Annotated in this window: 27 protein-coding genes; 8 read left to right on the top strand and 19 right to left on the bottom strand. The window is 48.3% G+C overall.

The genetic code is table 11. The features are described from left to right. Window positions 1-223 precede the first annotated feature (223 nt). On the bottom strand, window positions 224-1,342 hold the full coding sequence (ald, locus tag ACGHTT_RS08445) for an alanine dehydrogenase (RefSeq protein WP_390594706.1): 1,119 nt from the start codon (window positions 1,340-1,342) through the stop codon (window positions 224-226). 185 nt (window positions 1,343-1,527) lie between these two features. Here ald and ACGHTT_RS08440 point away from each other — a divergent pair, with 185 nt between their 5' ends. Both ACGHTT_RS08440 and ACGHTT_RS08435 read left to right on the top strand, forming a co-directional pair. Beyond that, on the top strand, window positions 1,528-2,028 hold the full coding sequence (locus ACGHTT_RS08440; protein ID WP_390594705.1) for an Lrp/AsnC ligand binding domain-containing protein: 501 nt from the start codon (window positions 1,528-1,530) through the stop codon (window positions 2,026-2,028). A 284-nt stretch (window positions 2,029-2,312) separates the two neighbouring features. Beyond that, entirely contained in the window at window positions 2,313-2,750 is a 438-nt protein-coding gene (locus ACGHTT_RS08435) for a hypothetical protein (RefSeq protein ID WP_390594704.1), read from the top strand. Window positions 2,751-2,789: 39 nt separating this feature from the next. Here the strand turns inward: ACGHTT_RS08435 and ttcA are convergent, their stop codons facing one another. Next, window positions 2,790-3,710 carry a tRNA 2-thiocytidine(32) synthetase TtcA gene (gene ttcA / locus ACGHTT_RS08430; RefSeq protein WP_390595010.1) on the bottom strand — a complete coding sequence of 307 codons (921 nt, stop codon included), beginning with the start codon at window positions 3,708-3,710 and terminating at the stop codon, window positions 2,790-2,792. 277 nt (window positions 3,711-3,987) lie between these two features. On the opposite strand from ttcA, the gene ACGHTT_RS08425 reads away from it, so the two are divergent. Then, complete coding sequence (locus ACGHTT_RS08425; protein ID WP_390594703.1) at window positions 3,988-4,749, top strand: flagellar brake protein; 762 nt, start codon at window positions 3,988-3,990, stop codon at window positions 4,747-4,749. Here ACGHTT_RS08425 and ACGHTT_RS08420 read toward each other — a convergent pair. Continuing rightward, complete coding sequence (locus ACGHTT_RS08420; protein WP_390594702.1) at window positions 4,746-5,576, bottom strand: DUF547 domain-containing protein; 831 nt, start codon at window positions 5,574-5,576, stop codon at window positions 4,746-4,748. The two genes, ACGHTT_RS08425 and ACGHTT_RS08420, sit on opposite strands and share 4 nt — an antisense overlap. A 44-nt stretch (window positions 5,577-5,620) precedes the next feature. Here ACGHTT_RS08420 and bioA point away from each other — a divergent pair, with 44 nt between their 5' ends. Beyond that, window positions 5,621-6,937: an adenosylmethionine--8-amino-7-oxononanoate transaminase gene (gene bioA / locus ACGHTT_RS08415; protein ID WP_390595009.1), complete on the top strand. Its 1,317-nt coding sequence runs from the start codon at window positions 5,621-5,623 to the stop codon at window positions 6,935-6,937. A gap of 80 nt (window positions 6,938-7,017) precedes the next feature. On the opposite strand, the gene trpS is transcribed toward bioA, so the two are convergent. The 11 genes from trpS to adk form a co-directional block, all read right to left on the bottom strand. Next, window positions 7,018-8,025 carry a tryptophan--tRNA ligase gene (trpS, locus tag ACGHTT_RS08410; protein WP_390594701.1) on the bottom strand — a complete coding sequence of 336 codons (1,008 nt, stop codon included), beginning with the start codon at window positions 8,023-8,025 and terminating at the stop codon, window positions 7,018-7,020. Between the two features lie 74 nt (window positions 8,026-8,099). Continuing rightward, the gene (locus ACGHTT_RS08405; protein ID WP_390594699.1) at window positions 8,100-9,191 is read right to left on the bottom strand and encodes a DUF3524 domain-containing protein; all 1,092 of its coding nucleotides are present in this window, start codon (window positions 9,189-9,191) and stop codon (window positions 8,100-8,102) included. A 6-nt stretch (window positions 9,192-9,197) separates the two neighbouring features. Beyond that, the gene (locus ACGHTT_RS08400) at window positions 9,198-10,211 is read right to left on the bottom strand and encodes a cyclic nucleotide-binding domain-containing protein (protein WP_390594698.1); all 1,014 of its coding nucleotides are present in this window, start codon (window positions 10,209-10,211) and stop codon (window positions 9,198-9,200) included. Window positions 10,212-10,235: 24 nt separating this feature from the next. After that, complete coding sequence (locus ACGHTT_RS08395; protein ID WP_390594696.1) at window positions 10,236-11,522, bottom strand: M18 family aminopeptidase; 1,287 nt, start codon at window positions 11,520-11,522, stop codon at window positions 10,236-10,238. 35 nt (window positions 11,523-11,557) lie between these two features. Then, window positions 11,558-11,929, bottom strand: coding sequence for a VOC family protein (locus ACGHTT_RS08390; protein WP_390594695.1), 372 nt, complete (start codon window positions 11,927-11,929; stop codon window positions 11,558-11,560). 34 nt (window positions 11,930-11,963) lie between these two features. Then, entirely contained in the window at window positions 11,964-12,839 is an 876-nt protein-coding gene (locus ACGHTT_RS08385) for an NAD(P)-dependent oxidoreductase (protein WP_390594694.1), read from the bottom strand. An 11-nt stretch (window positions 12,840-12,850) separates the two neighbouring features. Continuing rightward, window positions 12,851-13,651 (bottom strand): undecaprenyl-diphosphate phosphatase, encoded by an 801-nt coding sequence (locus tag ACGHTT_RS08380; protein WP_390594692.1) that lies wholly within the window; start codon window positions 13,649-13,651, stop codon window positions 12,851-12,853. Between the two features lie 105 nt (window positions 13,652-13,756). After that, a complete protein-coding gene (gene tsaB, locus ACGHTT_RS08375; protein ID WP_390594691.1) occupies window positions 13,757-14,449 on the bottom strand; it encodes a tRNA (adenosine(37)-N6)-threonylcarbamoyltransferase complex dimerization subunit type 1 TsaB in 693 nt (230 codons plus the stop codon). Between the two features lie 106 nt (window positions 14,450-14,555). Next, window positions 14,556-15,398, bottom strand: a complete 843-nt coding sequence (locus ACGHTT_RS08370; RefSeq protein WP_390594690.1) for a hypothetical protein — start codon at window positions 15,396-15,398, stop codon at window positions 14,556-14,558. Between the two features lie 239 nt (window positions 15,399-15,637). Next, complete coding sequence (gene hemH / locus ACGHTT_RS08365) at window positions 15,638-16,618, bottom strand: ferrochelatase (protein ID WP_390594688.1); 981 nt, start codon at window positions 16,616-16,618, stop codon at window positions 15,638-15,640. Between the two features lie 70 nt (window positions 16,619-16,688). Further along, window positions 16,689-17,333, bottom strand: a complete 645-nt coding sequence (gene adk / locus ACGHTT_RS08360; protein ID WP_390594687.1) for an adenylate kinase — start codon at window positions 17,331-17,333, stop codon at window positions 16,689-16,691. A 383-nt stretch (window positions 17,334-17,716) separates the two neighbouring features. Between adk and ACGHTT_RS08355 the strand changes: the two genes are divergently transcribed. Together ACGHTT_RS08355 and ACGHTT_RS08350 are read left to right on the top strand one after the other, a co-directional pair. Beyond that, window positions 17,717-18,271: a hypothetical protein gene (locus tag ACGHTT_RS08355; RefSeq protein ID WP_390594685.1), complete on the top strand. Its 555-nt coding sequence runs from the start codon at window positions 17,717-17,719 to the stop codon at window positions 18,269-18,271. A 162-nt stretch (window positions 18,272-18,433) separates the two neighbouring features. Then, window positions 18,434-18,967, top strand: a complete 534-nt coding sequence (locus ACGHTT_RS08350; protein ID WP_390594684.1) for a DUF2062 domain-containing protein — start codon at window positions 18,434-18,436, stop codon at window positions 18,965-18,967. A 143-nt stretch (window positions 18,968-19,110) separates the two neighbouring features. Here ACGHTT_RS08350 and ACGHTT_RS08345 read toward each other — a convergent pair whose 3' ends face one another. Genes ACGHTT_RS08345 through ACGHTT_RS08335 form a run of 3 tightly spaced genes read right to left on the bottom strand, consistent with a single transcriptional unit; the run spans window position 19,111 to window position 22,274 of the window. Further along, entirely contained in the window at window positions 19,111-20,349 is a 1,239-nt protein-coding gene (locus ACGHTT_RS08345) for a lipoprotein-releasing ABC transporter permease subunit (RefSeq protein ID WP_390594682.1), read from the bottom strand. Then, window positions 20,342-21,043 (bottom strand): ABC transporter ATP-binding protein, encoded by a 702-nt coding sequence (locus ACGHTT_RS08340; RefSeq protein ID WP_390594680.1) that lies wholly within the window; start codon window positions 21,041-21,043, stop codon window positions 20,342-20,344. The genes ACGHTT_RS08345 and ACGHTT_RS08340 overlap by 8 nt, the downstream gene beginning before the upstream one ends. After that, window positions 21,036-22,274, bottom strand: coding sequence for a lipoprotein-releasing ABC transporter permease subunit (locus ACGHTT_RS08335; RefSeq protein WP_390594679.1), 1,239 nt, complete (start codon window positions 22,272-22,274; stop codon window positions 21,036-21,038). Before ACGHTT_RS08335 ends, ACGHTT_RS08340 begins: the two co-directional genes overlap by 8 nt. A 155-nt stretch (window positions 22,275-22,429) precedes the next feature. Between ACGHTT_RS08335 and ACGHTT_RS08330 the strand changes: the two genes are divergently transcribed. Beyond that, window positions 22,430-22,972 carry a PilZ domain-containing protein gene (locus ACGHTT_RS08330; RefSeq protein ID WP_390594677.1) on the top strand — a complete coding sequence of 181 codons (543 nt, stop codon included), beginning with the start codon at window positions 22,430-22,432 and terminating at the stop codon, window positions 22,970-22,972. An 11-nt stretch (window positions 22,973-22,983) separates the two neighbouring features. After that, entirely contained in the window at window positions 22,984-23,283 is a 300-nt protein-coding gene (locus tag ACGHTT_RS08325; protein WP_390594675.1) for a hypothetical protein, read from the top strand. Window positions 23,284-23,330: 47 nt separating this feature from the next. Here ACGHTT_RS08325 and sthA read toward each other — a convergent pair whose 3' ends face one another. Beyond that, window positions 23,331-24,731 (bottom strand): Si-specific NAD(P)(+) transhydrogenase, encoded by a 1,401-nt coding sequence (sthA, locus tag ACGHTT_RS08320; RefSeq protein WP_390594674.1) that lies wholly within the window; start codon window positions 24,729-24,731, stop codon window positions 23,331-23,333. A gap of 35 nt (window positions 24,732-24,766) precedes the next feature. After that, a complete protein-coding gene (gene nqrM / locus ACGHTT_RS08315; RefSeq protein ID WP_390594673.1) occupies window positions 24,767-24,997 on the bottom strand; it encodes a (Na+)-NQR maturation NqrM in 231 nt (76 codons plus the stop codon). Window positions 24,998-24,999: the final 2 nt, after the last annotated feature.

The raw sequence follows: 24,999 nt of genomic DNA, 5'->3' as shown, positions 1-24,999 counted from the left end.
AAGGTCTGATCCGTTAAAATTTCATCCACTCTGGCGATTTTTTTATACCCTTTATCTATTAATCATTAAGCGCACTGTAACGGAGCTATATAAAGCTCTGTGCTAAGCGTAGCCTTCCTAATGTCATCTGACAAAGCGCTTACAGAAAGTTATAAGCAAAAAAAACCGCCCATTAGGGCGGTTTGCGAAAGATCTACGCTAAGTCTCACAAATTTACGTAAACTTAGGCACCTAAAGCTTTGGTAGGCGCCACATAGTCGTAACCCAAGACGTCTGCTACCGCTTGATAAGTCACTTTTCCGGCGTGTACGTTCAAACCGTTCATCAAATGTGCATCATCGAGCAGGGCTTTCTTAGCGCCTTTGTTGGCAAGCGCTACAGCAAACGGTAGTGTCGCATTCGTCAGAGCGATAGTTGATGTGCGCGCCACGCCACCTGGCATGTTCGCCACGCAGTAGTGAACCACGTCATCCACAACGTAGGTTGGATCTTGGTGAGTCGTCGCCTTTGAGGTTTCAAAACAACCGCCTTGATCAATCGCCACATCAACCACAACAGCACCTTTTTTCATGCGCGAGATCATGTCTCGTGTTAGCAATTTGGGCGCTGCGGCACCAGGAATCAATACCGCGCCGATAACCAGCTCCGCTTCCAGCGCGTATTGCTCTAAGGCATCAACGGTGGAGTACACAGTGCGTAAGCGACCATCAAACTCAGTATCTAGCTGACGTAAACGGGGTAAAGAGCGATCTAAAATAGTGACGTCAGCACCCATACCCACAGCCATACGTGCCGCTTGAGTACCCACCACGCCGCCACCGATAATGAGCACTTTGGCTGGTGCAACACCCGGTACGCCACCGAGCAACGCGCCAAGTCCACCTTGCGCTTTTTCTAAATGGTGCGCGCCTGCTTGAATCGACATGCGCCCCGCCACCTCTGACATAGGCGCCAATAGGGGTAAACCACCCCGTGGATCGGTGACGGTCTCATAGGCAATACACGTTGCGCCAGAGGCCACCAAAAGCTCCGTTTGTTCTGGGTCCGGCGCTAAGTGAAGGTAAGTAAACAAAACCTGCCCCTCTCTGAGCATGCGACACTCGTTTGGCTGAGGCTCCTTTACTTTGATGATCATTTCGGCTTTCGCGAAAATCTCTTCAGCCGTGTCAATAATGCTTGCACCAGCAGCGAGGTATTGGTCGTTCTCAAAACCAATGGCTGCACCGCCGTTGTTTTCAACCATCACCTCGTGGCCATTCATAACCAACTCTTTAACACCCGCCGGTGTTAAGCCGATACGGTACTCATGGTTCTTAATTTCTTTAGGGACACCAATACGCATAAATCACCTTTTCTCTCGCTAGGCCGCACTCTCAGGCGCGATCCTTGTGGTTGTTGATGTGGCGAAGTATAGTCAGGCTCAACAGGTGAATCCTTTGCTATTATTGCCATTTATCAGTGAAATAACCTGTTAAAACAAAAAAAGCAGTTAATTCAACTACCATTACTTGCAATTGACAGAGGTTAGTGACAAGCGACATGAAAAAACGCGCTAAAGAATTAAGCACTATCGATAAAAATATTATCAGAGTGCTGCAAAAAAGCGGTAGAACCTCCTATGCCGACCTCTCAAGGCAGGTCGGTTTGAGCGCCACGCCCTGTATGGAAAGGGTAAAACGGCTCGAGCGAGATGGCGTTATCCAAGGCTATGCGGCCCTCGTAAACCCAGAGTTTTTGGACGCAGCATTAGTGGTATTTGTCCAGATCAGCCTTAACCGCTCCTCTCAGGATATCTTTGACGACTTTCGCAAAGCCGCAGCCAGCCTGCCTGAAATACAAGAGTGCTATCTCGTGTCGGGAAATTTCGATTACCTGATCAAAGCCCGAGTAGCCGACATGGCGGCCTATCGACAATTTTATGGCGAAACCCTACTAACCCTGCCCGGCGTGCAGGAGTGCACCAGCTATGTGGTGATGGAACAAGTTAAGGAAACCTTAGAGGTGCCGGTTCGCTACCAAAAACCCTAAAATTTCATATGCCGGAAAAGTACCAGTGAAAAACACTACCTTTTGTAAGGTAAAAAAACAGCAATTTTCGGCATGCTTCTTGTTTCTTAATCCACGTTAAGCGAAGAAAGAAACGGGATTTGACATCTATTTGACAGGTGGCAGGGTCTTAACAAGGCCTACACAACGCCTAAGCTGGTATGAGGTTCGGGCTCGGTAGTCATTTTCTGGATTTTATTGTCAATCCAAACTACACCTAAATCGAATAAGTATTCGGCAAGCCTTAGTAGCCGAAGGAGAATGCAGTGGGTATATCAGATGCGGAGTTACTTAAGTTGGTGATAGAGCCAACCTTAAAGCTCATCGATGATTGCAGTGAGTATGCGCAACAATGTTTAACCATCGCGGCAAAAGCTTGCCACCTAGGCGACAATTTGTCGCCTAAACATGGTCCAGGTTTAGGCGTCTACGGTATAACCCCCTGCCAACATCGCGCCCTATGGGATACCTATTTAATCCACCATCACGAACTGGCGTCACAAGTTAGAGGTCTCGCCTCACAGCGGGAATTTCTGCTACATCCAGACGAAGAGCTGATCACCAACCTGCGCTATGCAACCGCCATCGCGTGGCTGTTAGTGCGACAACACCTAGAAACAACCAAGCAAGTCTCAACAGCGTCGACTATTACCGATGTGGTTAAAGCTGTATTTGGCCATCGAAACTGCGACATTGCCGCCTAGATCGCTATAACGAGGTCGATAGTCGACGCTAAAAAGCCGTTAAACATTCACCGCATCGATAAATTGCACAGCAGCATTCGATGCCGGCTTCGCCTGCTCACCATCGCTCCAATCGGAAATTGACGCCTCATCAAACTCATAGGCCTCCCGCTCCCCGGATCGATCAATGGTCAAATCGGTAAAGTTAAACAGCGTTCGATCGGCCATTTGCGACGGCGCAATATTTTGCATGGCGCCAAATATTTGCTCAATACGCCCGGGGTGCGCACGCTCCCACTGCGCCAACATCTGCTTAATATTCTGGCGCTGTAAATTTTCCTGTGAACCACATAAATTACAGGGAATAATCGGGAAGGCTTTCGCTTCGGCAAAAGCCTCTAAATCGGACTCCTTGCAATAAGCCAAGGGGCGAATAACGATATTACGGCCATCGCTGGCGCGTAGCTTTGGCGGCATGGCTGACAACTTTGAACCATAGAACATATTGAGAAATAAAGTCTCGACCATATCATCCCGATGATGGCCTAAGGCAATTTTGGTGGCCCCTATCTTTTCGGCAAAGCTATACAATGTACCGCGGCGCAGGCGCGAGCAAAGCCCGCAGGTGGTTTTACCCTCGGGAATTTTGTCTTTGACGACCGAGTAAGTGTCTTTTTCCAATATATGGAAAGCCACGCCCTGCTCGCGCAAATAGCGCGGCAATACGTGTTCGGGAAAGCCCGGTTGCTTTTGATCCAAGTTCACGGCAACCAATTCAAAATCTATAGGCGCTGTTTTTTGCAGGCTGAGTAGTATATCGAGCATGGCATAGGAGTCCTTACCACCCGATAGGCACACCATCACCTTATCGCCCGCCTCGATCATATTGAAATCCACAATGGCGCTACCCACCAAGCGCCTGAGCCGCTTCTGTAGCTTGTTGAATTCCAACTTATCTTTACGTTCAACGGACTCTTGCATATGCATGATGCTTGCCTTGCGCTTTGGGGGCGCCATTGTACGGATTTTACCCACAAGTGGAAACGGCAAAGGGCGGTATTTGAGGGGCAATACTGCCGGCAAAAGCCTGCCGACTTAAGCCTAAATAACAACCACGCTTACCTCAAGCACCGATAAATTGGTCTGTATAAATCTGGCACAGTGCTTGCTCTATACCCAATAGCGAGGCTTTAACGCCTACCCCATAGCTTAGACCTTGAGCAATCTAAGCCTTAAGACACTTGAATGAGCACGCCGCATGAGCCTTTTGCAAGCCGTACTGCAAAAATTCCGACTCCCCGAAGAGATGGATAGCGCCACAGAATCCGAACAGGACTTGAGCCTTTCAGGGTTAATGCAAAAATACGCCGCATTAATTGACCTACAGAGCCGCCGTCAATTGATCACCGTACACATGGACGAACAGCGAGAAAGCTTTCAATCGCTGATATTAGACATTAACTTCAGCCAAAAAGTGTTGGTACTCGACGAACTCTTTCCGACCCAGCCGCAGCCCCTAGCGGGTCAAATTCTGCACTTCTCGCATCAACACATGGGTAAGATATTACAGTTCTCGGCACCTATTTTAGAACAGCAAACCATTGCTGGTAGCCCCTGCTATCTTGTGCCACTGCCCGACACCTTGGGATATCGACAAAGACGCAGGCACCCAAGACTTGGCTACGAAGATATTTGCCTGCCGGTGAAACTGCAATCGCCTTGGCGCTCACATTGGTTTGGTTCACTGCAAAATCTTTCCGCGAGCGGCATGCGTTTGTGCGTCAATGGCGACAAATTAAAAGAAATTAGCCGCGGCAGCCGCATTCCAAATATTGAATTTGAACTGAGCCGAAACCTACGTATCAAATGCGAAGGTAAAGTCAAAAGCTTTCGCTTTTTACGCCGCCCCCAACGGCAAACTGAAATCAGTATCGAATTTGCAGCCATGAATAGCGAGCAATACGCGCTCATTAGCCATTACGTGGACACTATGTTGGCGCAAAGCTATCGCGCTGCTTAAGGTGCATTAAGGCTCCAATCATAGGCGTAGTTTACTGAGCGATACTGGGCGATTGGTTGCTTCAGATATTGATTTATAAAGGCGATAAGTTTGGCCTCATTTTCGCCAAAATCACTGGAAAACCAATCAAACAAACTACTCAATGTAAGTTCATCATGGGTTAAGGATACCGCGCGCGAATGATTGATAAACGTCCTAGCGGCTTGCTCCAATTGCCTATCAAGATTAGCGACAACTAGCGGCTGCGCCGGTATATCAGGGCAACCGATGCTGGCGCAATTTAAAACAAAATGCACCCGTGCATCACGCCATAAAGGCCGCAAAATACGATGCTCAATATCATTAAAGCTAACTTCCTGCCCAGCAATCTTAAATTGCGTTTTGTTCCATGGCCCGCCAGCCAGTAGCCCCGCGAGGCCAGGCCGAATATCTCTAATGGATGCGGGAATATCCGCTTCAAGTATTTGAATAATTATTTGCGCGTTGTAAAGATTGACCCAGTAAACAAACTGCTCTGATTTCGTTAGGCCCCTGGGGTCAATGCGGATATAAGAGGCCACAAAATCCTCTAAACCGCGCATCGCTGCGGGCGTTACCTGTGCGTAATCAATTACCGCGACACCCTCGCTGTTTTGGTCGCGATACTGCGCGAGGAACGCCGCAAAACCTGTATCGGGTGGCAATTGCACCGATGCCGATTGGTTTCGCCAAAAATCCCATAGTGCTGCCTTTGGCGCCGCCTCCGCCAAAGGCGTCATTAAAATACAGATCGTTATTAGGCTATAGGATAAAACCGTAAAACCGCTGCCAAATCCTGTGCTAGACACGTAAAATAACCCTCTAAATTCATTAAACAGTAGAAAATCCCGTGATCGATCATGATGCGCTATTAACTGCCGATCGCCAATTCCTCTGGCACCCCTACTCGTCTTTCAACAACCCGCCGCCGGTTTATCTAGTGGAGAGAGCCGAAGGATCCTCAATACACCTAGCCGATGGCCGAGTGCTCATTGATGGGATGTCGAGTTGGTGGTGTGTGTTACACGGCTACAACCACCCAGTCCTTAATCAGGCCATCAAAGATCAAGTGGATAAAATGTCTCACGTGATGTTTGGCGGCCTGACTCACGAACCGGCCATCGAGCTGGCAAAAACGCTCGTGCGTATTACGCCCGCGGGTTTAAATAAAGTTTTCCTTGCCGATTCTGGCTCAGTGGCCGTGGAAGTCGCCTTAAAAATGGCGCTGCAATATTGGCGCTCACAAGGTCAGCCAAATAAAACCCGCATGCTAACACTACGCAATGGTTATCACGGCGACACCTTTGGTGCCATGTCCGTGTGCGATCCAATAAATGGGATGCACCATTTATTCAGCGAGGTGATGCCGAGCCATTTATTTGCACCTTCGCCCGAGTGCGGCTTTACCGAGCCCTGCACCGATGAAAATATTGAAGCCTTCAAGCAACTCATTGAAGGCCATAGAGACACACTCGCCGCGGTTATATTAGAACCGATTGTGCAAGGCGCAGGCGGCATGAAATTTTACTCGCCCGCGTATTTGCACCGCATCAAAGCGCTGTGCGACGCCAACGACGTGCTATTAATTGCCGATGAAATTGCTACGGGTTTTGGCCGTACAGGAAAGTTATTTGCCTGTGAACACGCCAACATCAGCCCCGACATTTTATGTTTAGGCAAGAGCCTAACGGGTGGCTACATGACCTTGGCAGCAACCCTATGTAACGACAAAGTCGCCACCGGCATCTGCAATGGCGAGGCTGGCGTATTCATGCACGGGCCCACATTCATGGGCAACCCCCTCGCCTGTGCCGCCGCCAATGCCAGCTTAAAGCTATTACTCGAGCAAGATTGGCAGGCCCGCGTTAGCGACATAGAGCAGCAATTACAAGCAGAGTTAGCACCCTGTAGAAACTACAGCTGTGTGGCAGATGTGCGTGTACTCGGAAATATTGGCGTGGTGGAAATGACCGACACCGTGGTGATGGCGGAAATACAAAAGGCCTTTATGGCGCTCGGGGTATGGATCAGACCTTTTGGCAACATTGTTTACATCATGCCGCCACTGATCATTACCGAGCAGGAACTTGGTAAACTAACCAGCGCAATGCGCCACGTTCTTGCCCAAGGGGAAAAATATTTAGGCTCAGCACAATTCTCTAACGGATAATAATCTATACCTAAGTGGTTACAGGTGAGACAAAAAAGGCGTGCCGCTAGCCATCGGCACGCCTTTTTTCGTTGATCACATCACACGATGGGCTTGATGCCCACGGCACTGCGTAACTCTTTCAAAAAAGGCACGCTGTAACTACGGGCTTTTTCTGCACCTTTTTGCAATTCATTTTCAATATGCGTGGGGTTAGATAAGAGTTCGGCATATTTTTCCCGCGCCTCGCACAGTTGACCATTAATCAATTCGTGCAATTGCTTTTTCGCTTCACCCCAAGCAATGCCCGCCGCAAACTGCTCGCGCATATATTGAGTTTGCTCTGGCGTTGCAAACGCTTGCCACAACTGAAATACCGTCGAATCGGCGGTATCTTTGGGCTCGCCAGGTTCCAACAAGTTGGTTTTTACTTTATTAATGTGCTTCTTCAGCGGCTTTTCATCCAAAAACAGCGGGATGGTATTACCATAACTCTTGCTCATCTTGCGCCCATCTAGCCCCTGCAAAACCGCAACGTCATCGTCGACCGTGGCTTCAGGCAACACAAAATGCGTGCCGTAATGATGATTAAAACGCGCGGCGATATCTCTCGCCATTTCCACATGCTGAATCTGATCTTTACCCACCGGTACTTTGTTGGCATTAAACATCAAGATATCTGCCGCCATTAAGACCGGATAACTGTACAAGCCCATAGTTACACCGAAGTCAGGATCTTCACCCGCCTCCTCATTGGCCGCAACAGACGCCTTGTAAGCATGAGCCCGGTTCATAAGCCCCTTCGCCGCCATGCAGTTAAGCATCCAGCACAGCTCCGGAATTTCAGGAACATCCGACTGGCGATAAAAAACCACGTTGTCTGTGTTTAAACCCAGCGCTAGCCACGTCGCCGCAATTTCGCGGGTGGATTGATGCACGAGCGCCGGGTCATGACACTTAATCAACGCATGAAAATCCGCTAAAAAGTAGAAAGACAGGTTGTTGCTGTCATGGCTGGCTTCGATGGCTGGGCGTATGGCACCCACATAATTACCAAGATGGGGCGTACCTGTGGTGGTGATACCCGTCAATATTCTTTGCTTGCTCATTGCGCCGACCTAACTGCTTTCATAAAGCCGCGTATGATACCTGCAAAACCGCCGGCAGTTAAACACGTCTGCCACTATTGACCCACAACCGATAACATTAAACGCTCGTAAGCCGCAGCCTGTGCCGATCGACTCATACCGCGAATATCGGGGGCATACACAGGGGCGGCTGCGTCGATGATAGCTAACATTGCCTCGGCCAGCGATTGCGCCTCCAAGGTCGCATCTGCTTCACAGCTCGCATAACCCATGTCGGGAAACCATTCAGGATAGGCCAATCGCTTTGGCACTAAGGGAACACAACCGGCTGCCACCGCCTCTAACACCGCCAAACCTTGAAAATCATGCAGCGCCGTCGAAATGACGGCATGACTAGAGGCCAGTAGACCATTATAGGTGTCGCGACTGTCTTGAAACCCCCAAGCCCCCATTGTATTCGTCGTCCGCAACAACTGCTGCAGCTCATTAAAGCACGCTGGTTCGGATCTAAACTGTTGTCCAACAACATGTAAGGTAAAGTTCCGGTGAGTTTGTATCACTAAGGCTAGCGCCGCCAGTAATCGCTCGGGCGCCTTGTCGTGCTCCCAGCGATGATTCCAGATAAAGCTGATTCTGCTCGACTTATTACAGATAAGCTCAAACGCCTGATCGGCGATCGGCACCGGTAGCACCTCGGCTTTATTCGATAGCAAAGCCAAAAGATTATCGGGCACACAGTCAGGTAGTTTTTTTAATAATCGCTTGAGCCCAACAAAAAATGTATCGCGATTGTAGTGCGAATTAAACACCAGCTGCGTGGCCGATAAGGCACTGAACAAGGTCATCATTTGCGGTTCAACCCGGTTCGATTGAACCTCGTTACCTGGATAGGCAAATTGATTTTCGTGAAAGTATAAAATGCTGGGAATGGCAGCTAGATGCGGGCAAAAACTGCGTAGACCGGCCAAGTCAGTCATAGAAGTGGCAATGATAAGGTCGTAGTTTTGCGCCAGTAGACCCTGATGTTCATAGGCGATATGAAGCGCGTTACCTCGTATGCGCCAATTGAAGTAGCGAGCTGGCAGTGAAATTAACTGCCAGTGCCAATGCGGAAAGGTTTCCTGTAAACCCTGAGCCCAGTAGGCATGACTTGGCGCGTGATAGGCCGAAAGCAATAAAACGCGCACAAAAAATTAATAGAGCTCAGCAGCGCAAGACAAGATTGAGCAATCGAGACCCGCCTGATTAAACAGATAGGCCGCAACCTCGGCGCGACGACCACCGTCGGCGGTAATCAAATAATTAAACTCTTTCTCTAGTCGGGATAACCGACTCCGCAACCCGCCTAAAGGTAAATTAATCGCGCCGGCCACATGACCACATTTGTATTCCATCGGTAAGCGCACATCCACCAGTTTAAAACCGCCCTTCTTTTCCAACAGATTCCAGGCTTGCAAATCCACTGTGGTAAGAATTGGCTCTTGCAATAGAACGCGAAAATCCTCTTTGGTAAGACGCATAACGCCGCCATTTGTCTGCGCTATCACCGACGCATTGCGCACGGCATCGCCCACTAAGGCTTCCTCACCAAAATAATTACCGGGCTTCAACATCACATCTAACTTTTGACCGCGCGACTCAACCGCTAAACGGCCTTTCTCCAAAACGTAAAAATAGTCGCCTTGATCGCCTTCCTGAATCAGTACATCACCCATTTCAAATTCCTGCCACTCAAACTTCGCAAACAATTGCTGCAAGTTCGCCGGCGGAACTTTATTAAACAAGGGCGATTCGAGTAAACCACTCATCCAATCGTGTGGCTCTTCACCAGCGGCAACGGCTTCTGCCTCTTCACCAGTGGACTCAGTATAAGCGAGCACCAAGTCGATAAATTCTTTATCAATGCGAAACACCACCACAGATTCTTTGGCTACAGCAGAGACTGGCGACGGCGATTGTAAATTTAGCGGTTGGCAGGCGCGCGAAGTATTTGCCTCAATGACTTCAGATTCAAAATCGGCGGCAATTAAATCCACCATACCAGAAACCAAGTAATAGCTTTCAGGCAAAGGCTTACCGCGCTTAAACACCAGCGTGCCGCGCTCCAACTCAAACAGCTCCAAATGATCCATGAGGCGCTGAAGGTACTCTTCGCTCAGGCCGCAAAAGGGTTCGAATTTGGCAAGTGCCGCTAAATCAAATGACATTGTTACTCCAAAATATACATCGAGTTACCGCGTTGAATAATGTCTCTGCAAAACCTTAATGAGGTCATGCATGTCGGTCGTGCCTGCCGTTTCCCGAATGGAGTGCATACCCCAAGTGGGCATGCCGACATCCAAGGTCTTCACACCAATTTCGGCGGCAGTAATAGGACCGATGGTACTTCCACAAGCCATATCCGTACGCACCACAAAGGCTTGAACCGGCACATTGACCTGCTGACAAAGGTGCCGGAAGTATGCACTGGTTTCACTGTTGGTTGCGTAGCGCTGGTTCGCATTTACTTTAATAACCGGACCCTTGTTCAACAAAGGCCCATGATTCTGCTCGTGCTTATCCGCATAGTTTGGATGTATGCCATGAGCATTATCGGCAGAGATCATCATAGACCTATCCACAACTCGGTTTCTCAGCTCTGCGTCGGGAATTAGGCGCTCCAAAAACTGCCGCAACATCGGCCCCTGCGCACCAGATGCAGACAGGCTTCCCACTTCCTCGTGGTCGTTACAGATTAAAATTTGAGCATAATCCGATTCCGATGCCAACAATGCTTCTAAGCCCACAAAGCAGCTGAGAAGATTATCCAGCCTTGCCCCCACAAAAAACTGTTCCTGCAAGCCGACCAAAGCTGCTGGCTGGGTATCATAAAAGGATAACTCATAATCCAGTACGCTAGCGCAATCCACGACTCCTTCAGCGGCTAATTGCGCTACAAGTAGCGCTTTAAAATCAAACCCAGCATCGACGCTAGCCAGTTGCGCCAAGACGGGGGGAATATCGGTTTGCGGGTTGATACTGCGATTTTTATTAACTTCACGGTCTAGGTGAATAGCCAAGCTAGGTACAATCGCGATCGGCTTTTTAAAATCCAGCAAGGCAGATTGCCGGCGTCCTTGGGCATCCAAGTAATTCACTCGGCCCGCCAAAGACAGGTCGCGGTCAAACCAAGGGGCGAGTAACACACCACCATAGACCTCCACCCCTAACTGCAGATAACTCTGCGAATTAACAACCGGATTCGGTTTAACCTTTAAACAAGGGCTATCGGTATGAGCCCCCACCATATGGATACCCCGCTCGGCCAGCTGCTTGCCGTGCACATAAGCAATAATGCTTGAGTTGTTGCGCGTAATAAAATATTTACCGCCCAATTCAAACTGCCAAGCATCGCCTTCCCTTAGTTCACGATAGCCTGCTGACATGAGTCGGGCCTTCATGGTGTCTACGGCGTGAAAAGGTGTTGGCGACGACTTCAAAAACTCAATTAACTTAGTTATTACAGCTAGATTACTCATAACGACTCGTGTATCCGCTCAAATTTACTCAGAGATTAAGAGACAGGCGGCTGCCACAGCTCTATTTTGTTGCCGGCTGGGTCTATAAACCAGCCGAAGCTACCGTATTCCGATTTTTCAATGTTTGGCATAACCTCCACACCCGCAGCTCGCACCTTTGCAAGGCAGCCCTCCACATCATCAACCACGAGATTAATCATGTAATTTTGCGTACTCGGCGCAAAATAATCGGTACTTTCCTTAAAGGGTGAAAACACTCCATAGGCGCCAGCTGGAAGCTGCTGGATGGGAAATTGGGCCCCCCACTCATTCATTTCTGTGCCCAAATGTTGGTTATACCAAGCAATCAATGCTTGAGGGTCTGGTGCTTTAAAAAACACACCACCGAGACCAAGTACCTTCGCCATCTTACACCTCCAAGCCAGTTAGTGTGCGTGCAACCTAGCGCTGCTTATGCTGTTCGAGGCGGGCCAATAAACTCGACGTGTCCCAGCGCTGCCCACCCATATCCTGAACCTCACCATAAAACTGATCAACTAGCGCGGTCACAGGCAAACGTGCACCGTTATTTTTTGCTTCATCTAATACAATCGAAAGGTCCTTACGCATCCAATCGACCGCAAAGCCATGATTGTACTCGCCCTGCAGCATGGTTTTATAACGATTATCCATTTGCCAAGACTGTGCCGCGCCTTTCGATATCACCTCAACCACAGCCTCGGCATCCAGGCCCGCAGACTGGGCGAAATGCAAGCCCTCAGACAACCCCTGAACCAAGCCGGCTATGCAAATTTGATTGACCATCTTGCACAGCTGACCGCTACCCGAAGGCCCCAACAACTTAACAGATTTAGCAAAGGCTTGAATAACAGGCTCCACATGGCTAAAGGCAAGCTTATCGCCACCCACCATAGCCGTTAACTGCCCATTTTCAGCACCTGCTTGACCACCCGAAACCGGCGCGTCTAAAAAGGCGACGCCTTGCTGCGCAGCCAAGGCCGAGAGCTCCCGAGCGACTTCTGCCGAGGCGGTGGTGTGATCCACTAAACAAGTGCCGGATTTCATACCCGCAAGAAGGCCATTGTCGCCTAAAACAACAGAGCGCAAATCGTTGTCATTACCGACACAAATAAAAACAATATCGGCGTTATCAGCCGCTAATTTTGGCGTGAGTTCAAATCGACCGCCATAGGCCTCTACCCAGGCCTTAGCTTTAGATGCCGTGCGGTTATAGACACAAACCTGATGCCCAGCGTTTACCAAATGTCCTGCCATGGGATAACCCATAACGCCCAGCCCAATAAATGCTACCTTCACAAGCCCGTCCTCTACACCTGCCAAAATAAAAATAACAAACCGCCACCAAGTAATAAGCGATAAACCACAAACGGCATCATGCCCATTCGACTAATCAATTGCATAAAAAAGAAAATACAAGCATAGGCACTTAGACAAGATAGGATGAACCCTAAACCCATATGCGCCCAGTCGACACCTGTCTCGCCGATCAGTTTAAAACTCAAATAAGCCGCGCTTAACGCAATAATCGGTATCGACAATAAAAATGAAAATCGCGCTGACTCAACGCGAGAGAAACCTAGCAACAGCGCGGCGGTCATCGTTATACCAGAACGCGATGTACCGGGAATCAAGGCTAATGCCTGAGCCAAACCGATAACTATCGCCAACTTAAAGGTCATATTTAACAATGTTTTTTCGCCCTGACCATATTTATCAGCAATGCCCAGGAGAATTCCAAAACCGATAGTTGCCCAAGCGATAACCCAGGCGGATCTAAGATGAGCTTCAATGAAGTCACTGCCTAGGAGCCCAGCCAAGCCAGCCGGCACAGTGGCGAAGCCTATCAGCCAAACCAAATCGCTTTCGTGGTTGCGCCCCGCGCCGGTTAAGGAACCAAACCACCCCGTCAATAGCAGGGTTAAGTCTTTACGAAAATAAGCGACTACCGCCAGTAAAGTCCCGAAATGTACTGCCACATCAAACGCCAACCCCTGATCTTCCCAACCCAACAATTGGCTCGGCAGAATTAAATGTGCCGAGCTCGATATGGGTAAAAATTCCGTAAAACCTTGAATTAACGACAACCAAAGAACCTGTAACAGATCCACATAAACTCCGTGTAAGTTAACAGCAGTAATAAAGTAAGGTGACCAATCGCAAGTCACGCGAGCAGATCGACACCTAATTAAGGTGGTGCTTAGCTAAAAACCACGTTATAGCGATGTATCGCGAATACGCTGTCGCTTCTGCCAAGTAATACTATTGCGCAAATAAACAGGTTTCGCCTCCGCCGCACCGACAGAAGGATAAGCACCGGTTAAAACCAAATCCAGTAGATCTTGGGCGTCAGGCTCTATATCAATCATTAATAATTCAGGGCAATGCTGACGCAAGGGATCCAATCCCCAGCCACTGCCACAGCCTGCGTCAATATCCGAAAAGACATCCTCTATTACCTGTGACACTGAGGTGACGACTTCCGCACCCACTGGGTGCACCGCGCAACCTTCAATGCGAAACCGCGCAGCGTAAACCTCGTCCATGCGGGCATCGACAGCAACACCAACAACACCGTTAAAACCTAGCTGACGCCGAGCGAAACCTTGTGCCAGTGCAGCTAAACTTGATATGGGAATCACCGGTAAATCAATTGCGTAAGCTAAACCCTGCACTACGCCAGTGGCGACTCGTAGCCCAGTAAAAGAACCAGGACCACAACCAAAGGCAATGCCATCCAGTTGGGATAAGGTGATGCCTGCGTGTGCAAGCACGCTATCGACCATGGGCAGTAAGCGCTGCATATGCCCCCTTGGCGCCAATTCGAACTGCTGGAATCGCGTTTCATCGAGGCAGAGCGCCACCGAGCAGGCATTGGAGGAGGTGTCTATTGCTAAATAGTTGGCCATGAATAATCTTCGAAGCAAAAAATGCTATTTTCCCAGAAATCTAGGCTAATAACACCCAAAAAAAATCCCCCTAACAAGGGGGATTTGATTGTTCTAAAACGCAGAATTAACGCTTAGCTTTGGCGCGCTTCTTCTTTGTTGCCGTCTTACGTGGCTTGGCAACAACCGCTTTTTTGGCTTTTGCCTTTTTAGCCTTCTTTGGCTTAGCCTTTTTCATTTCTCTTTTTGCGGCCGCTTTTGCTTTCGCCGCAGCCTTACGGGCAGCAGCCTTTTCTCTCGCGGCGGCCTTTTTAGCAGCTATTTTTGCTTTTGCCGCAGCCTTCTTCGCGGCAGCGCTCGCTTTAGCAGCAGCTTTCTTAGCCGCTGCTTTAGCCTTGGCCTTTTCCTTCTTTTCTATAGCAGCTAACTTAGCCTTTGCCTTTTTCGCCGTTGTTTTTACCTTTTTGGCATCCGCTGTAGCACGCTTCTTTTCCCACTTGGCAGCATAGGTAGCAACGGCCTTAGCGAGATCTTTTTCAGCTTTAGCCGCTAAGCTAGCTTTTAACTGATCAACCTTGGCCATGGCTGCAGCAACTCTTGCTTGGGCCTTTGCTTCAGACTTCAATACCGCTAATTTTGACTTGGCATCAGATAGTTTTGAACGTGACGCCTGCATGCTAGTTGCTAGCTTGGCTGCGGCATTCGCAGCTGAAACTGCTGAGCGTTTATCGCCTGCCTTACCTGATTTAGCCGATTTTTTCTTAGCCGCTGCTGACTTCTTTTTAGCTACAGCAACTTTTTTTGCTTGAGCGGCTATCGCCTTTGCCATTTTATCCACAGCAGCTTGGGCTTTTGCCATTGCTGGGGAGACCACTTTAGGTGCGCGAACCACTTTTGCGACCTTTGCTTTTTTAACGGCGGATTTTTTAGCGCCACGTTTGGCGGCTGATTTCTTTGCTACTCGTGCCATGTGTCATCTCCTGGAACATGATTTGAACAATCGGATTGTTATTACACGTTTTCAGCGCAAGATCGCGCATAACACCAGTGCAAATTGAAATTACATTGGTATCGCATTGATATTAAGAAAGAAAATCAAAATATGCGAGTTTTTTGCCCGTTTTTTAATCAAAAAAAGGGCAAAAGCGGGAAAAAAATGGAAAATGTGATCGTTTTCAGAAAAAACCCAGGTTCTAGAATCGAATTTGACTAGGCGAAACTCTCCAATACGATGTTACTCAGCAGAAAAACTTGGGCATCAGAATCATTCAAACACGGAATGTAATGGTACGTCTTACCACCACTCGCTAAAAATACATCACGATTTTCTACCTGAATCTCCTCCAAGGTTTCCAAACAATCAATTGCAAACGCGGGACATATTACATCCACGCTCGCCACGGATTCAGCCCCCCATTGAGCGAGTAATTTATCGGTGTAAGGTTTTAACCATTCCGCCTTGCCTAACCTCGACTGAAAACTCACCTGCCATTGCGCTGGCTCTAAACCTAAACTTTCAGCAACATCAGTAGCGGTTTGCAAGCATTGGGCTTGATAGGGATCACCCAAGTCAACATTGCGCTTCGGGATACCATGAAATGAAAACAGCAGCTTGTCCGAGCGGCCATGATTTTGCCATTGGGTTTTGATGCTTTGCACAAGACCGGCGATGAAATCTGGGCGGGCAGAATAAGATTTATGAATTCGAATGTCTGGAATATCTCTATGATGTCGAATGATGTCAGCCCATTGATCGTAAACCGAGCCAGTTGTTGTAGCGGAGTACTGAGGGTAGAGAGGTAAGAGTAAAAAGCGATTGCAGCCTTGGCTTTGGAGCAATTGAACCTGCTTGGCTATCGTTTGCTCACCATAAGAGTAAGCACAGACAACTTTAGGGGCAGCCTCCCCCTGATCACGAGTCATTACTGCTTGCAGTTTCTCAGTTAAGCGCTCAGTAATCACTTTTAGCGGCGAGCCCTGCTCGGTCCAAATGGACTGATAAGCATGCGCAACCCGCTTGGGCCTAAACGGCAAAATAACCCCATACAATATTGGCCACCAAAGTAGACGAGGGATTTCTACTACACGCCTGTCCCACAAAAACTCTCGCAAAAACTTGCGAACGCTTTTTGCGTCAGCGCGCTCTGGCGTACCCAAATTTATTAATATGACAGCATCAGAGGATTTCATGTTCAAATCTCACATATAAAAGCACATAAAAAAACACCCGCTTAAGCGGGTGTTTTCAAACCAGATACGACTACTTTAATACGTCAAGCACGCGCTGGCGGATCTCTTCTACACTGCCAACACCCGGTATTTTGTAACACTTAACCGCCGTGCTACCTTGTCGTGCGGCATAAAAACCAACCAACGGCTTAGTTTGGTCGTGATAAAGGCCCAAGCGCTTGCGCACCGTTTCCTCTTGATCATCCGGGCGCTGTACCAGTGAATCGCCGGTCTCATCGTCCTTGCCCTCGACTTTCGGCGGATTATAAATGGTGTGATAAACACGACCCGAGGCTTCATGTACGCGACGACCACTTAAACGAGCAACAATCTCCTCGTCGGCCACATCAATTTCCAAAACATAATCAATGTCTACTTGAGCGGATACCATCGCCTCAGCTTGAGGAATTGTGCGTGGGAATCCGTCAAACAAAAAGCCATTGGCACAATCAGGCTGCTCAATTCGCTCTTTGACGAGAGCGATAATAATGTCATCGGACACTAAGCCACCAGAGGACATAATATCCTTTACCTTTAGTCCAAGCGGGGAACCTGCTTTTACCGCCGCCCGCAGCATATCGCCAGTTGAGATTTGAGGTATCCCAAATTGCTCCATTATAAACTTTGCTTGTGTGCCTTTACCGGCACCTGGGGCACCCAAAAGAATAACGCGCATATCTTGCTCGCTCCTACAGTTCTCGTCTCGCTTGTGTTGGGCACTTTTACACCAACTATGAATGCTGCACCCTTATCGTGGCCGCATACGATACACGCTGCTACCAACCTACTCAAGCAAGGCCGCTATTTTAAACGAGGGACTCAGTACTAAGCCCTTGTTTTGCCTGTTTTTTATACAATACTTGAGGTGCTCAGCTATCGCTATCCGACTTACGTCTAAGTAGCACCACTGTCAGGCTTTATTCAATCAAGGCTCTGTTGCACTTATAGCGAAAGGATATATGAGATGGCACTAGTATTATCAATGATTAGTATATAAAAGGCTTCTTTCAACTATTCTTTTATATGCCTTGAAAACCTAACATACAGGAGTAGTTCGCAATGGGCCTTTTCTCTAGAAATAGCAATGATGACACCTCGAGTGAACTACTTGAAAGTGCTGGCCTACCCAGCAGCGTCGACCTAAATGAAGATTACTTTGAGCCAGAGCTACCCGTAAAAGCTCAAGCAGCCGCAAAACCCTCGCGCCGAGCTGTATCATATGGCATTGAAGACGCCATTAGCCTGATGCGTAAACTGCCTTCTGACAATATGGAAGTAGTGGTTTCGGTGGTTAAGCAAACTCTGGAGTCCACCCAAATCAGTGTCGACGACATCATTGCCGACGCCAACGACAAAGAAGAGCGACTGCTCAACAAAAACACCCAACTCGAAAAGGAGATTCAGGACCTGCAGCAACAGATAGCCACACGCAATAAGCAAATTACCGAGTTGTTAGAGGATCACAAAGAAACGGTGAGCGTCCGAGAGCGCCTGCAACTGGCAAACGACCTGAAAGAAAAGACTCAACCGAAGCCACGCAAGCCTCTAGTGGAAACGAAACCGACACCAGACGCCGAGCCTTCCGGTACAGGCGCTCCGCACCTGCCCCACTAACACCTTCCCGCCGGTTGCTACCCTAGCAACCGGCATGCATCACTGGCGGCCAGATCTTTACGGCTAAATTCGCGCCTCAAACCAGATATCCTCACGAGCTCTGGCTTGGAGCTAGGTATTTGGGCATAATGCGCGCCAAGATAAACCGCACTGGAATGCTGGATGGCAAAGAAGTTGCTAAAACGCTGGATGCCTGACCCAGCAAAGATCAGAAATCATGCATCCCTGCAGTTTCTGGGCAATGTTTTGCACGATCCAAATCTATTTCACCTAAATCGAACGTCGGTATCTCGCGCCTTCTTTGTTGGCATTTTCATTTGTTTTTTACCTATCCCCGGCCAGATGGGGTTAGCGGCGCTTTGCGCCCTGTGGTTTCGCGCCAATTTACCCATAAGTGCAGCGCTGGTGTGGATCAGCAACCCCATTACCATGCCAGCTATGTTTTACGCCTGCTACAAGCTCGGCCTATGGATATTGAATGCACCGCATAGGCCATTCCACTTTGAGCTGTCGATTGAGTGGATAACCTCAGAACTAAGCTTCCTACTCCCCCCGCTACTTCTAGGCTCACTGATTTGTGCCTTATTCTTCGCCTGCCTTTCATTTTTGGTCATCAATCAACTCTGGCGCTGGAACGTCAGTAAAACATGGCAGAAGCGAATAGAAGACAGACTTAAACGACGGCAGCAACCTTAATCGAAACGACACCGACTAACCGACCTGCAACAGCCAGATGTGGCTAGAGCCAAGTAAAACTACACACCAAAAAACCTAATATTTATCGGCGTCGCTTTCATCTGCGTGCATTAGATGGTGACTCACGGTGTGACACCTTAATGTCAGTGATCGAACCTGAGCGCTTCTGCAGGCTCAACACGACTCGCGCGCCAGGCCGGATAAAGCGTAGCAACGAAGCTCATTAAAACAGCGGTCAACCCCACGTTAAAGCAATCGGATATTCTGAAGTCACTGGGTAAATAGCTCACCGGATAAACATCCGAGGCAAGAAAGTGAATACCAAAAACATTTTCTATCCAAGCGACAAAATCAGTGACGACAAACGAACCTGCTACACCCAACGCCAAACCAATAGCCGTACCTACAACCCCGATCATCCCTCCTTGCACGGTAAAGATGCAAAGAATGTCAAACCGGCTCGCCCCTTGGCTACGCAAAATAGCAATTTGCCCCTGCTTATCTACGACTACCATGATTAACGTTGAAACAACATTAAAAGCAGCAATTGCGATTATCAAAAAAAGTAACAGCCCAACTAATTGTCGGGACATTTGAACGGCTTGAAAAATATTACCGTGGCTACGAGACCATTCAGAACCATAAAAACCAAAACTCAATTCTTGCATTAAATCTCGAATCACCTGCCGTGCACTAAAAAGGTCATCGAGCTTTAAACGTATGCCACTCACCTTACCCGGAAACTCAGATAATGGCCCAGCACCTTGCAAGGTTGTAATTGCTAAGCCGTTATCCACCTCGGTGCCCGTATCAACGATACCCGCAAACACGAAAACACCAATCTTGGGTAAAGACGTGGCTTCATTTTTGTCGGGAACAATAAGCGAAACCTGATCGCCAATTTTCGCCTGAATTTGGTTCGCCACGCCACGGCCGAGTAAAATTTCATTATCCGCTAGCTGATCGAGTGAGGCATGCCCAATAAACTCATTCAAGCGGGACACTCGCTGCTCGGCAGAAGCCTCCACACCGTAAACACTTACTGGCGCAACACCTGCACCTAAACTCATCAAGCCTTGGAGCTGCACAAACGGAGCGCTTGCCACCACATTCTCATGACGTTCAAATTGTTCTTGGTAACCGCCCCAATCCTCAATACCGCTTCTATGGAAGACCGTTGCCTGAGGCATAACGCCTAATATTCGCTCGCGTAGCTCCTTGTCAAATCCATTCATCACAGACAACACAATTAGCAGTAGCGCCACACCCATGGCCAAACCTGCCATGGAAATAAGCGAAATAAAACTCACGAGCTGATTACGCCGCTTACTACCGGTATAGCGAAGGCCGATAAATAATGCTAAAGGGAAACGATTAATCATTGTTATCAAACCGCTCGGATAGCACCCCTTTATCTAACGAATATACGCGATCCATCCGCGCTGCGAGCTGCAAATCATGCGTCACAATGACAAAGGCAATTTGATGTTGCAGGCTTAGGTCCAACATTAATTGCTGTACCGCCTCGGCATTATCGCTATCTAGATTTCCCGTTGGCTCATCCATCAAAACACAATCTGGGTTCATCGCCAGCGCTCGGGCAATAGCCACCCTTTGCCGTTCTCCACCAGACAATTCCGCGGGCTTATGCTCTAAACGGTGTGACAGACCAACTTGATTTAAAAGTTGTTGCGCCCGAGAAACGTAATCGTGGGCAGGGCGCCGCGCGATGCGCAAGGGCATTTCAACATTTTCCTGCGCCGTAAACTCAGGCAAGAGATGATGAAACTGATAGACAAAGCCGAGATGTTGATTGCGTAACTTACCACGCTGATTATCAGACAAATTGCTAAAACTATGACCAGCCAGGCAAACATCGCCCGCACTGGGCGTATCCAAACCACCTAGCAAGTTTAATAAGGTGGACTTGCCCGAGCCGGACGAGCCGACAATAGCGATTCGCTCACCAGGAAAAACAGAAAGGTTAACCCCCTTTAATACCTCGACCGCGATGGACCCTTGTGCGTAGCCCTTTTTTAAACTGTGACACGACAATACGGGCTTCTTGCTATTCATAACGCAGCGTCTCCGCAGGCTCAATTTTAGATGCTCGATAGGCAGGGTAAAGACTGGCCACCAAGCTTAATACAACCCCTACTGAGGCCACGAGAAGCACATCTGAAAACATCCAATAGGATGGAAGATGACTAATAAAGTATACCGAGGGATCAAACATATGGAGACCACTGACTGACTCGAACCACTGCACCAGAGGCCCTATATAAATCCCAGCAAACGAACCAATAACAACGCCCAAAAAAATGCCGATGATGCCAACAGCGCTACCCTGCACCATAAAAATGGCCAACACATCGCGGGCGGTTAAACCCAAGGTTCGTAATACTGCAATATCTGCACGTTTATCGGCCACCATTAGGACCAGGCTTGTGACAATATTAAAGGCCGCAACCAAGACAATAATCATCAATAAAACGGTGATTACAATCTTTTCCATTTTTATCGCTTGAAACAAACTACCCTGCGTTTGACTCCAATCCTTAACGTTTATCGTTGCTGGAAGCTGCGATTTTAAAGCCTGAAGAATAGTGCCAGCGGAAAAAATATCATCCACTTTAAGATGCACGCCATCAACTAAATGCCCCTTGCGCAACAAGCGTTGGGCATCCGATATATGCATCAACACCAAAGACTGATCTACTTGCGCACCGACCTCAAATACAGCGGTTACCGTAAAACGCTTAACTCGAGGAAAAACACCAGCGGGCGTAATGTTGAGCTGGGGTAGTGTCAACATTACCTTATCGCCAGGCACAACCGCCAACTGTCGCGCCAGCAATCGACCCAATACAATGCCAAAATCACCTTCGTGTAAATCGGCGAGCTGCCCCATCATCATGTGATCGGCAATTTCAGATACCCTAGACTCTAACGCTGGATCTATACCGACAAACGAAACGGCCTGAAGTGCACGGCCAAAACCTACCATGGCAAAACCTTCAACATAGGGCGCATAAGCAACAACGTGTGGTGAAGATATAGCTATTTCACCTAAACCGCGCCAATCTGACACGCCTGTCGGGTCCGACAGCGAGCCGTGCGGAACCGCGGATAATAGCCGCCCCTTTAGCTCTCTATCAAAACCATTCATCACCGACAACACGATAATGAGCGCCGCGACACCCAGCAGCATACCGAGCATCGAAAAGCCGCTGAGAAAAGAGATAAATTGGTTCCGACGGCGCGCTCGGATGTAGCGCAGACCGATAAATAAAGGCATATAATTCATGCAAGCATTAAACCTGAGGTACTCTGTACAAACAAGGGTAGAAACAAAAGAGCGCTCGACATAAGTTGGAGATCAACACCTCAGCCAAACTGGGAGACACACCAATTTAGTTGGCAGCCAACCCATGAAGGAAAAACACAAAGAGACCTAACCCCATGGCACAAAGTAAAGAGCAGCGAAGTTACTATAGAATTGATGACGACATTTTACTCAAGGTGAAACCCGTCGACAAACATCAAATTCAACAGGGCAATGCGGCAGTCCTTTTCCCTGAAAGTGCCAACCTTCAACTACTCAACGAATTCAGTAAGCTCGGTCGAGAGCTAGCCAAGATTAATTTAGACGCACATTCGGCAGTGCAAGCGGCTCTAAGAATTCAAGATAAGCGCCTTAACCTATTAGCTAACTACCTATTCTCCCAACACAACGCCAATAGCCCGGTCGCGCCAGTGAGCCTTAGCGAGGACGGTATAGCCTTTTCGCTAGAGAAAGCGCCTTACAAAGGTGCCCAATTAGCACTAGCCATGACATTCTTGTCTGGGGGGTATAGTATATTTACCTTCGCAGAAGTACTGAGAACTGAGCCAAAAGGTAAGCAATACCTAGTAGCTGCGCGCTTCAGAAATATCTCCGATAGCGACAAATCAATTATCGCTCGGCATATACTTGTCAGCCAACGCAAACCAGCCTCACCCTAAAGGACGAACCTATGAAGCTTTTTTGTTTTTTAACCTTACTCGTCATAGCGCCCATAACATTAGCGGAAGAAATCGCTATACCTGTAGGTCATCAAGGTATAAGTGGGCTAGATTTACCCAAAAAAGGCTTAACGATGACTCAAGTTGAATCCGCACACGGCTCGGCGGCGGTCAAACATGAGGCCACTGGCCAACCACCGATTACCCGCTGGGAGTACGATAACTATATTGTCTATTTCGAAGGCGACCGGGTAATTCACAGTGTGCTACGACACAAGCCAAAAGCGCAGTATAAAACGCCTAGCAACTAACCCGTCATCCGTACGGCCGCCAATGGCCGCCGTACCTGGATAAAAAATTACACTTTTTGAACGCGGTTCAAACCGTCTAACGCAGCGGTTCTATACGCTTCCGCCATTGTTGGATAGTTAAAGGTTGTATTAACAAAGTAGGCTAAGGTATTAGCCTCACCTTTTTGACTCATAATCGCCTGGCCAATGTGAATAATCTCCGATGCTTCAGCGCCAAAACAATGTATGCCTAAAATTTCCAAGGTGTCTACATTAAACAGTATCTTTAACACACCCACTTTTTCACCGCTAATTTGGGCTCGGGCTGTATTTTTGAAAAAGGCTCGCCCTACTTCGTAAGGAATACGCGCTGCGGTTAATTCATTTTCAGTTTTACCAATGGAACTAATTTCCGGCAGCGTATAAATACCGGTTGGGGCATCGGATACATATCGGCTTTCCTGGCCAAGAATATTGGAAGCAGCCGCCCGCCCTTGGTCATAGGAAGCACTGGCTAAACTAGGCCAACCAATAACATCGCCAACGGCATAGATGTGATCGATATCAGTTTGGTATAAATCGTTTACTTTAAGCTGCCCGCGGCCATCGGCTTTCAGGCCAATTTTATCTAACGCCAATGAATCTGTATTACCTGTACGACCGTTAGACCAAAGCAGCGCATCACCGTGGATACGTTTTCCCGATTTAAGCTTCAGTGTAACACCACGATCACTCGTTTCGACCGACTCATACTCTTCGCCATGGCGCACCGTCACGCCCATATCGCGCAAGTGATAACTCAACGCATCGCAGATCTCATCATCCAAAAAGGTCAATAGATGTTCGCGGCTATTAATTAAATCAACTTTAATTCCTAAGCCTGAAAAAATTGACGCATACTCGCAACCAATAACACCCGCACCATAAATGATTAATGAGCGTGGGGTATGCTTCATATCTAAAATAGTATCGCTGTCGTATACGCGCGCATGACTAAAATCAATATCCGCCGGGCGATAAGGCCTAGATCCCGTTGCTATAACGATAGTTTCAGCGGTTAAACGCTCTTTTGCACCGTCGGAAAATCTTACCGACAATGTATTAGCATCAACAAAGCTGGCTTCACCAATATGAATTGTGGCGCGATTTCGGGTGTAGAAGTCTGTGTGTAAATCCACATAGCGAGGAATAACTCGGCTAGCTTCCGCTAGAATTTTAGGGTAACTGAAGCTGTGAGCATCACCTGTTGCCCTAAATAAGGGATTAATTTTATGCCGTATGACTTGCTTAACGACATGACGTAAAGACTTTGATGGAATAGTGCCCTTGTGCACGCAAGCACCTCCGACACCGGCGCGATTCTCTATAACCCCTACCTTTTTTCCCGCTTTAGCAGCGGCCATAGCCGTACCTTCACCGCCAGGTCCAGCACCAATCACCAATACGTCATAGTGATTTTTCTTCGGCATTTTCTACTCCAACAAACCTAATAAGTAAATTGATACTATTTCTTGGTCGCATCGACAGCTAAGTCGTGATTCAGATCTACACTATCTAGCTCTTCCGAATCGCATTTTGATTTATCGCCTTTACAAATATCACAGGCAACATCCATTCCCAATGCAGCCATGCCGCCGCAAGATCCGCTGATTGGCTTGCGTCCCAACAAGACCCCGACCGACATCGCTATTACAACCAAACCGAGCACAACAAAAGTGATAAGTAATGTACCCATCT

This window comes from Simiduia litorea, assembly GCF_042853465.1.
In the GTDB taxonomy this organism is placed as follows: Bacteria; Pseudomonadota; Gammaproteobacteria; order Pseudomonadales; family Cellvibrionaceae; genus Simiduia; species Simiduia litorea.
This window is presented reverse-complemented; position numbering and strand designations above follow the sequence as displayed.

Excerpts from the sequence above, each read along its gene's own strand:
- ACGHTT_RS08370 (WP_390594690.1), bottom strand. The coding sequence starts at position 15,398 with ATGGCACGAGTAGCAAAGAAATCAGCCGCCAAACGTGGCGCTAAAAAA.
- ACGHTT_RS08400 (WP_390594698.1), bottom strand. The coding sequence starts at position 10,211 with ATGTCATTTGATTTAGCGGCACTTGCCAAATTCGAACCCTTTTGCGGC.
- hemH (WP_390594688.1), bottom strand. The coding sequence starts at position 16,618 with ATGAAATCCTCTGATGCTGTCATATTAATAAATTTGGGTACGCCAGAG.
- trpS (WP_390594701.1), bottom strand. The coding sequence starts at position 8,025 with ATGAGCAAGCAAAGAATATTGACGGGTATCACCACCACAGGTACGCCC.
- ACGHTT_RS08325 (WP_390594675.1), top strand. The coding sequence starts at position 22,984 with ATGAAGCTTTTTTGTTTTTTAACCTTACTCGTCATAGCGCCCATAACA.
- ACGHTT_RS08330 (WP_390594677.1), top strand. The coding sequence starts at position 22,430 with ATGGCACAAAGTAAAGAGCAGCGAAGTTACTATAGAATTGATGACGAC.
- adk (WP_390594687.1), bottom strand. The coding sequence starts at position 17,333 with ATGCGCGTTATTCTTTTGGGTGCCCCAGGTGCCGGTAAAGGCACACAA.
- nqrM (WP_390594673.1), bottom strand. The coding sequence starts at position 24,997 with ATGGGTACATTACTTATCACTTTTGTTGTGCTCGGTTTGGTTGTAATA.
- ACGHTT_RS08345 (WP_390594682.1), bottom strand. The coding sequence starts at position 20,349 with ATGATTAATCGTTTCCCTTTAGCATTATTTATCGGCCTTCGCTATACC.
- ACGHTT_RS08335 (WP_390594679.1), bottom strand. The coding sequence starts at position 22,274 with ATGAATTATATGCCTTTATTTATCGGTCTGCGCTACATCCGAGCGCGC.
- sthA (WP_390594674.1), bottom strand. The coding sequence starts at position 24,731 with ATGCCGAAGAAAAATCACTATGACGTATTGGTGATTGGTGCTGGACCT.
- ACGHTT_RS08350 (WP_390594684.1), top strand. The coding sequence starts at position 18,434 with ATGGCAAAGAAGTTGCTAAAACGCTGGATGCCTGACCCAGCAAAGATC.
- ttcA (WP_390595010.1), bottom strand. The coding sequence starts at position 3,710 with ATGCAAGAGTCCGTTGAACGTAAAGATAAGTTGGAATTCAACAAGCTA.
- ACGHTT_RS08395 (WP_390594696.1), bottom strand. The coding sequence starts at position 11,522 with ATGAGTAATCTAGCTGTAATAACTAAGTTAATTGAGTTTTTGAAGTCG.
- ACGHTT_RS08425 (WP_390594703.1), top strand. The coding sequence starts at position 3,988 with ATGAGCCTTTTGCAAGCCGTACTGCAAAAATTCCGACTCCCCGAAGAG.
- ACGHTT_RS08355 (WP_390594685.1), top strand. The coding sequence starts at position 17,717 with ATGGGCCTTTTCTCTAGAAATAGCAATGATGACACCTCGAGTGAACTA.
- ACGHTT_RS08390 (WP_390594695.1), bottom strand. The coding sequence starts at position 11,929 with ATGGCGAAGGTACTTGGTCTCGGTGGTGTGTTTTTTAAAGCACCAGAC.
- tsaB (WP_390594691.1), bottom strand. The coding sequence starts at position 14,449 with ATGGCCAACTATTTAGCAATAGACACCTCCTCCAATGCCTGCTCGGTG.
- ACGHTT_RS08340 (WP_390594680.1), bottom strand. The coding sequence starts at position 21,043 with ATGAATAGCAAGAAGCCCGTATTGTCGTGTCACAGTTTAAAAAAGGGC.
- ald (WP_390594706.1), bottom strand. The coding sequence starts at position 1,342 with ATGCGTATTGGTGTCCCTAAAGAAATTAAGAACCATGAGTACCGTATC.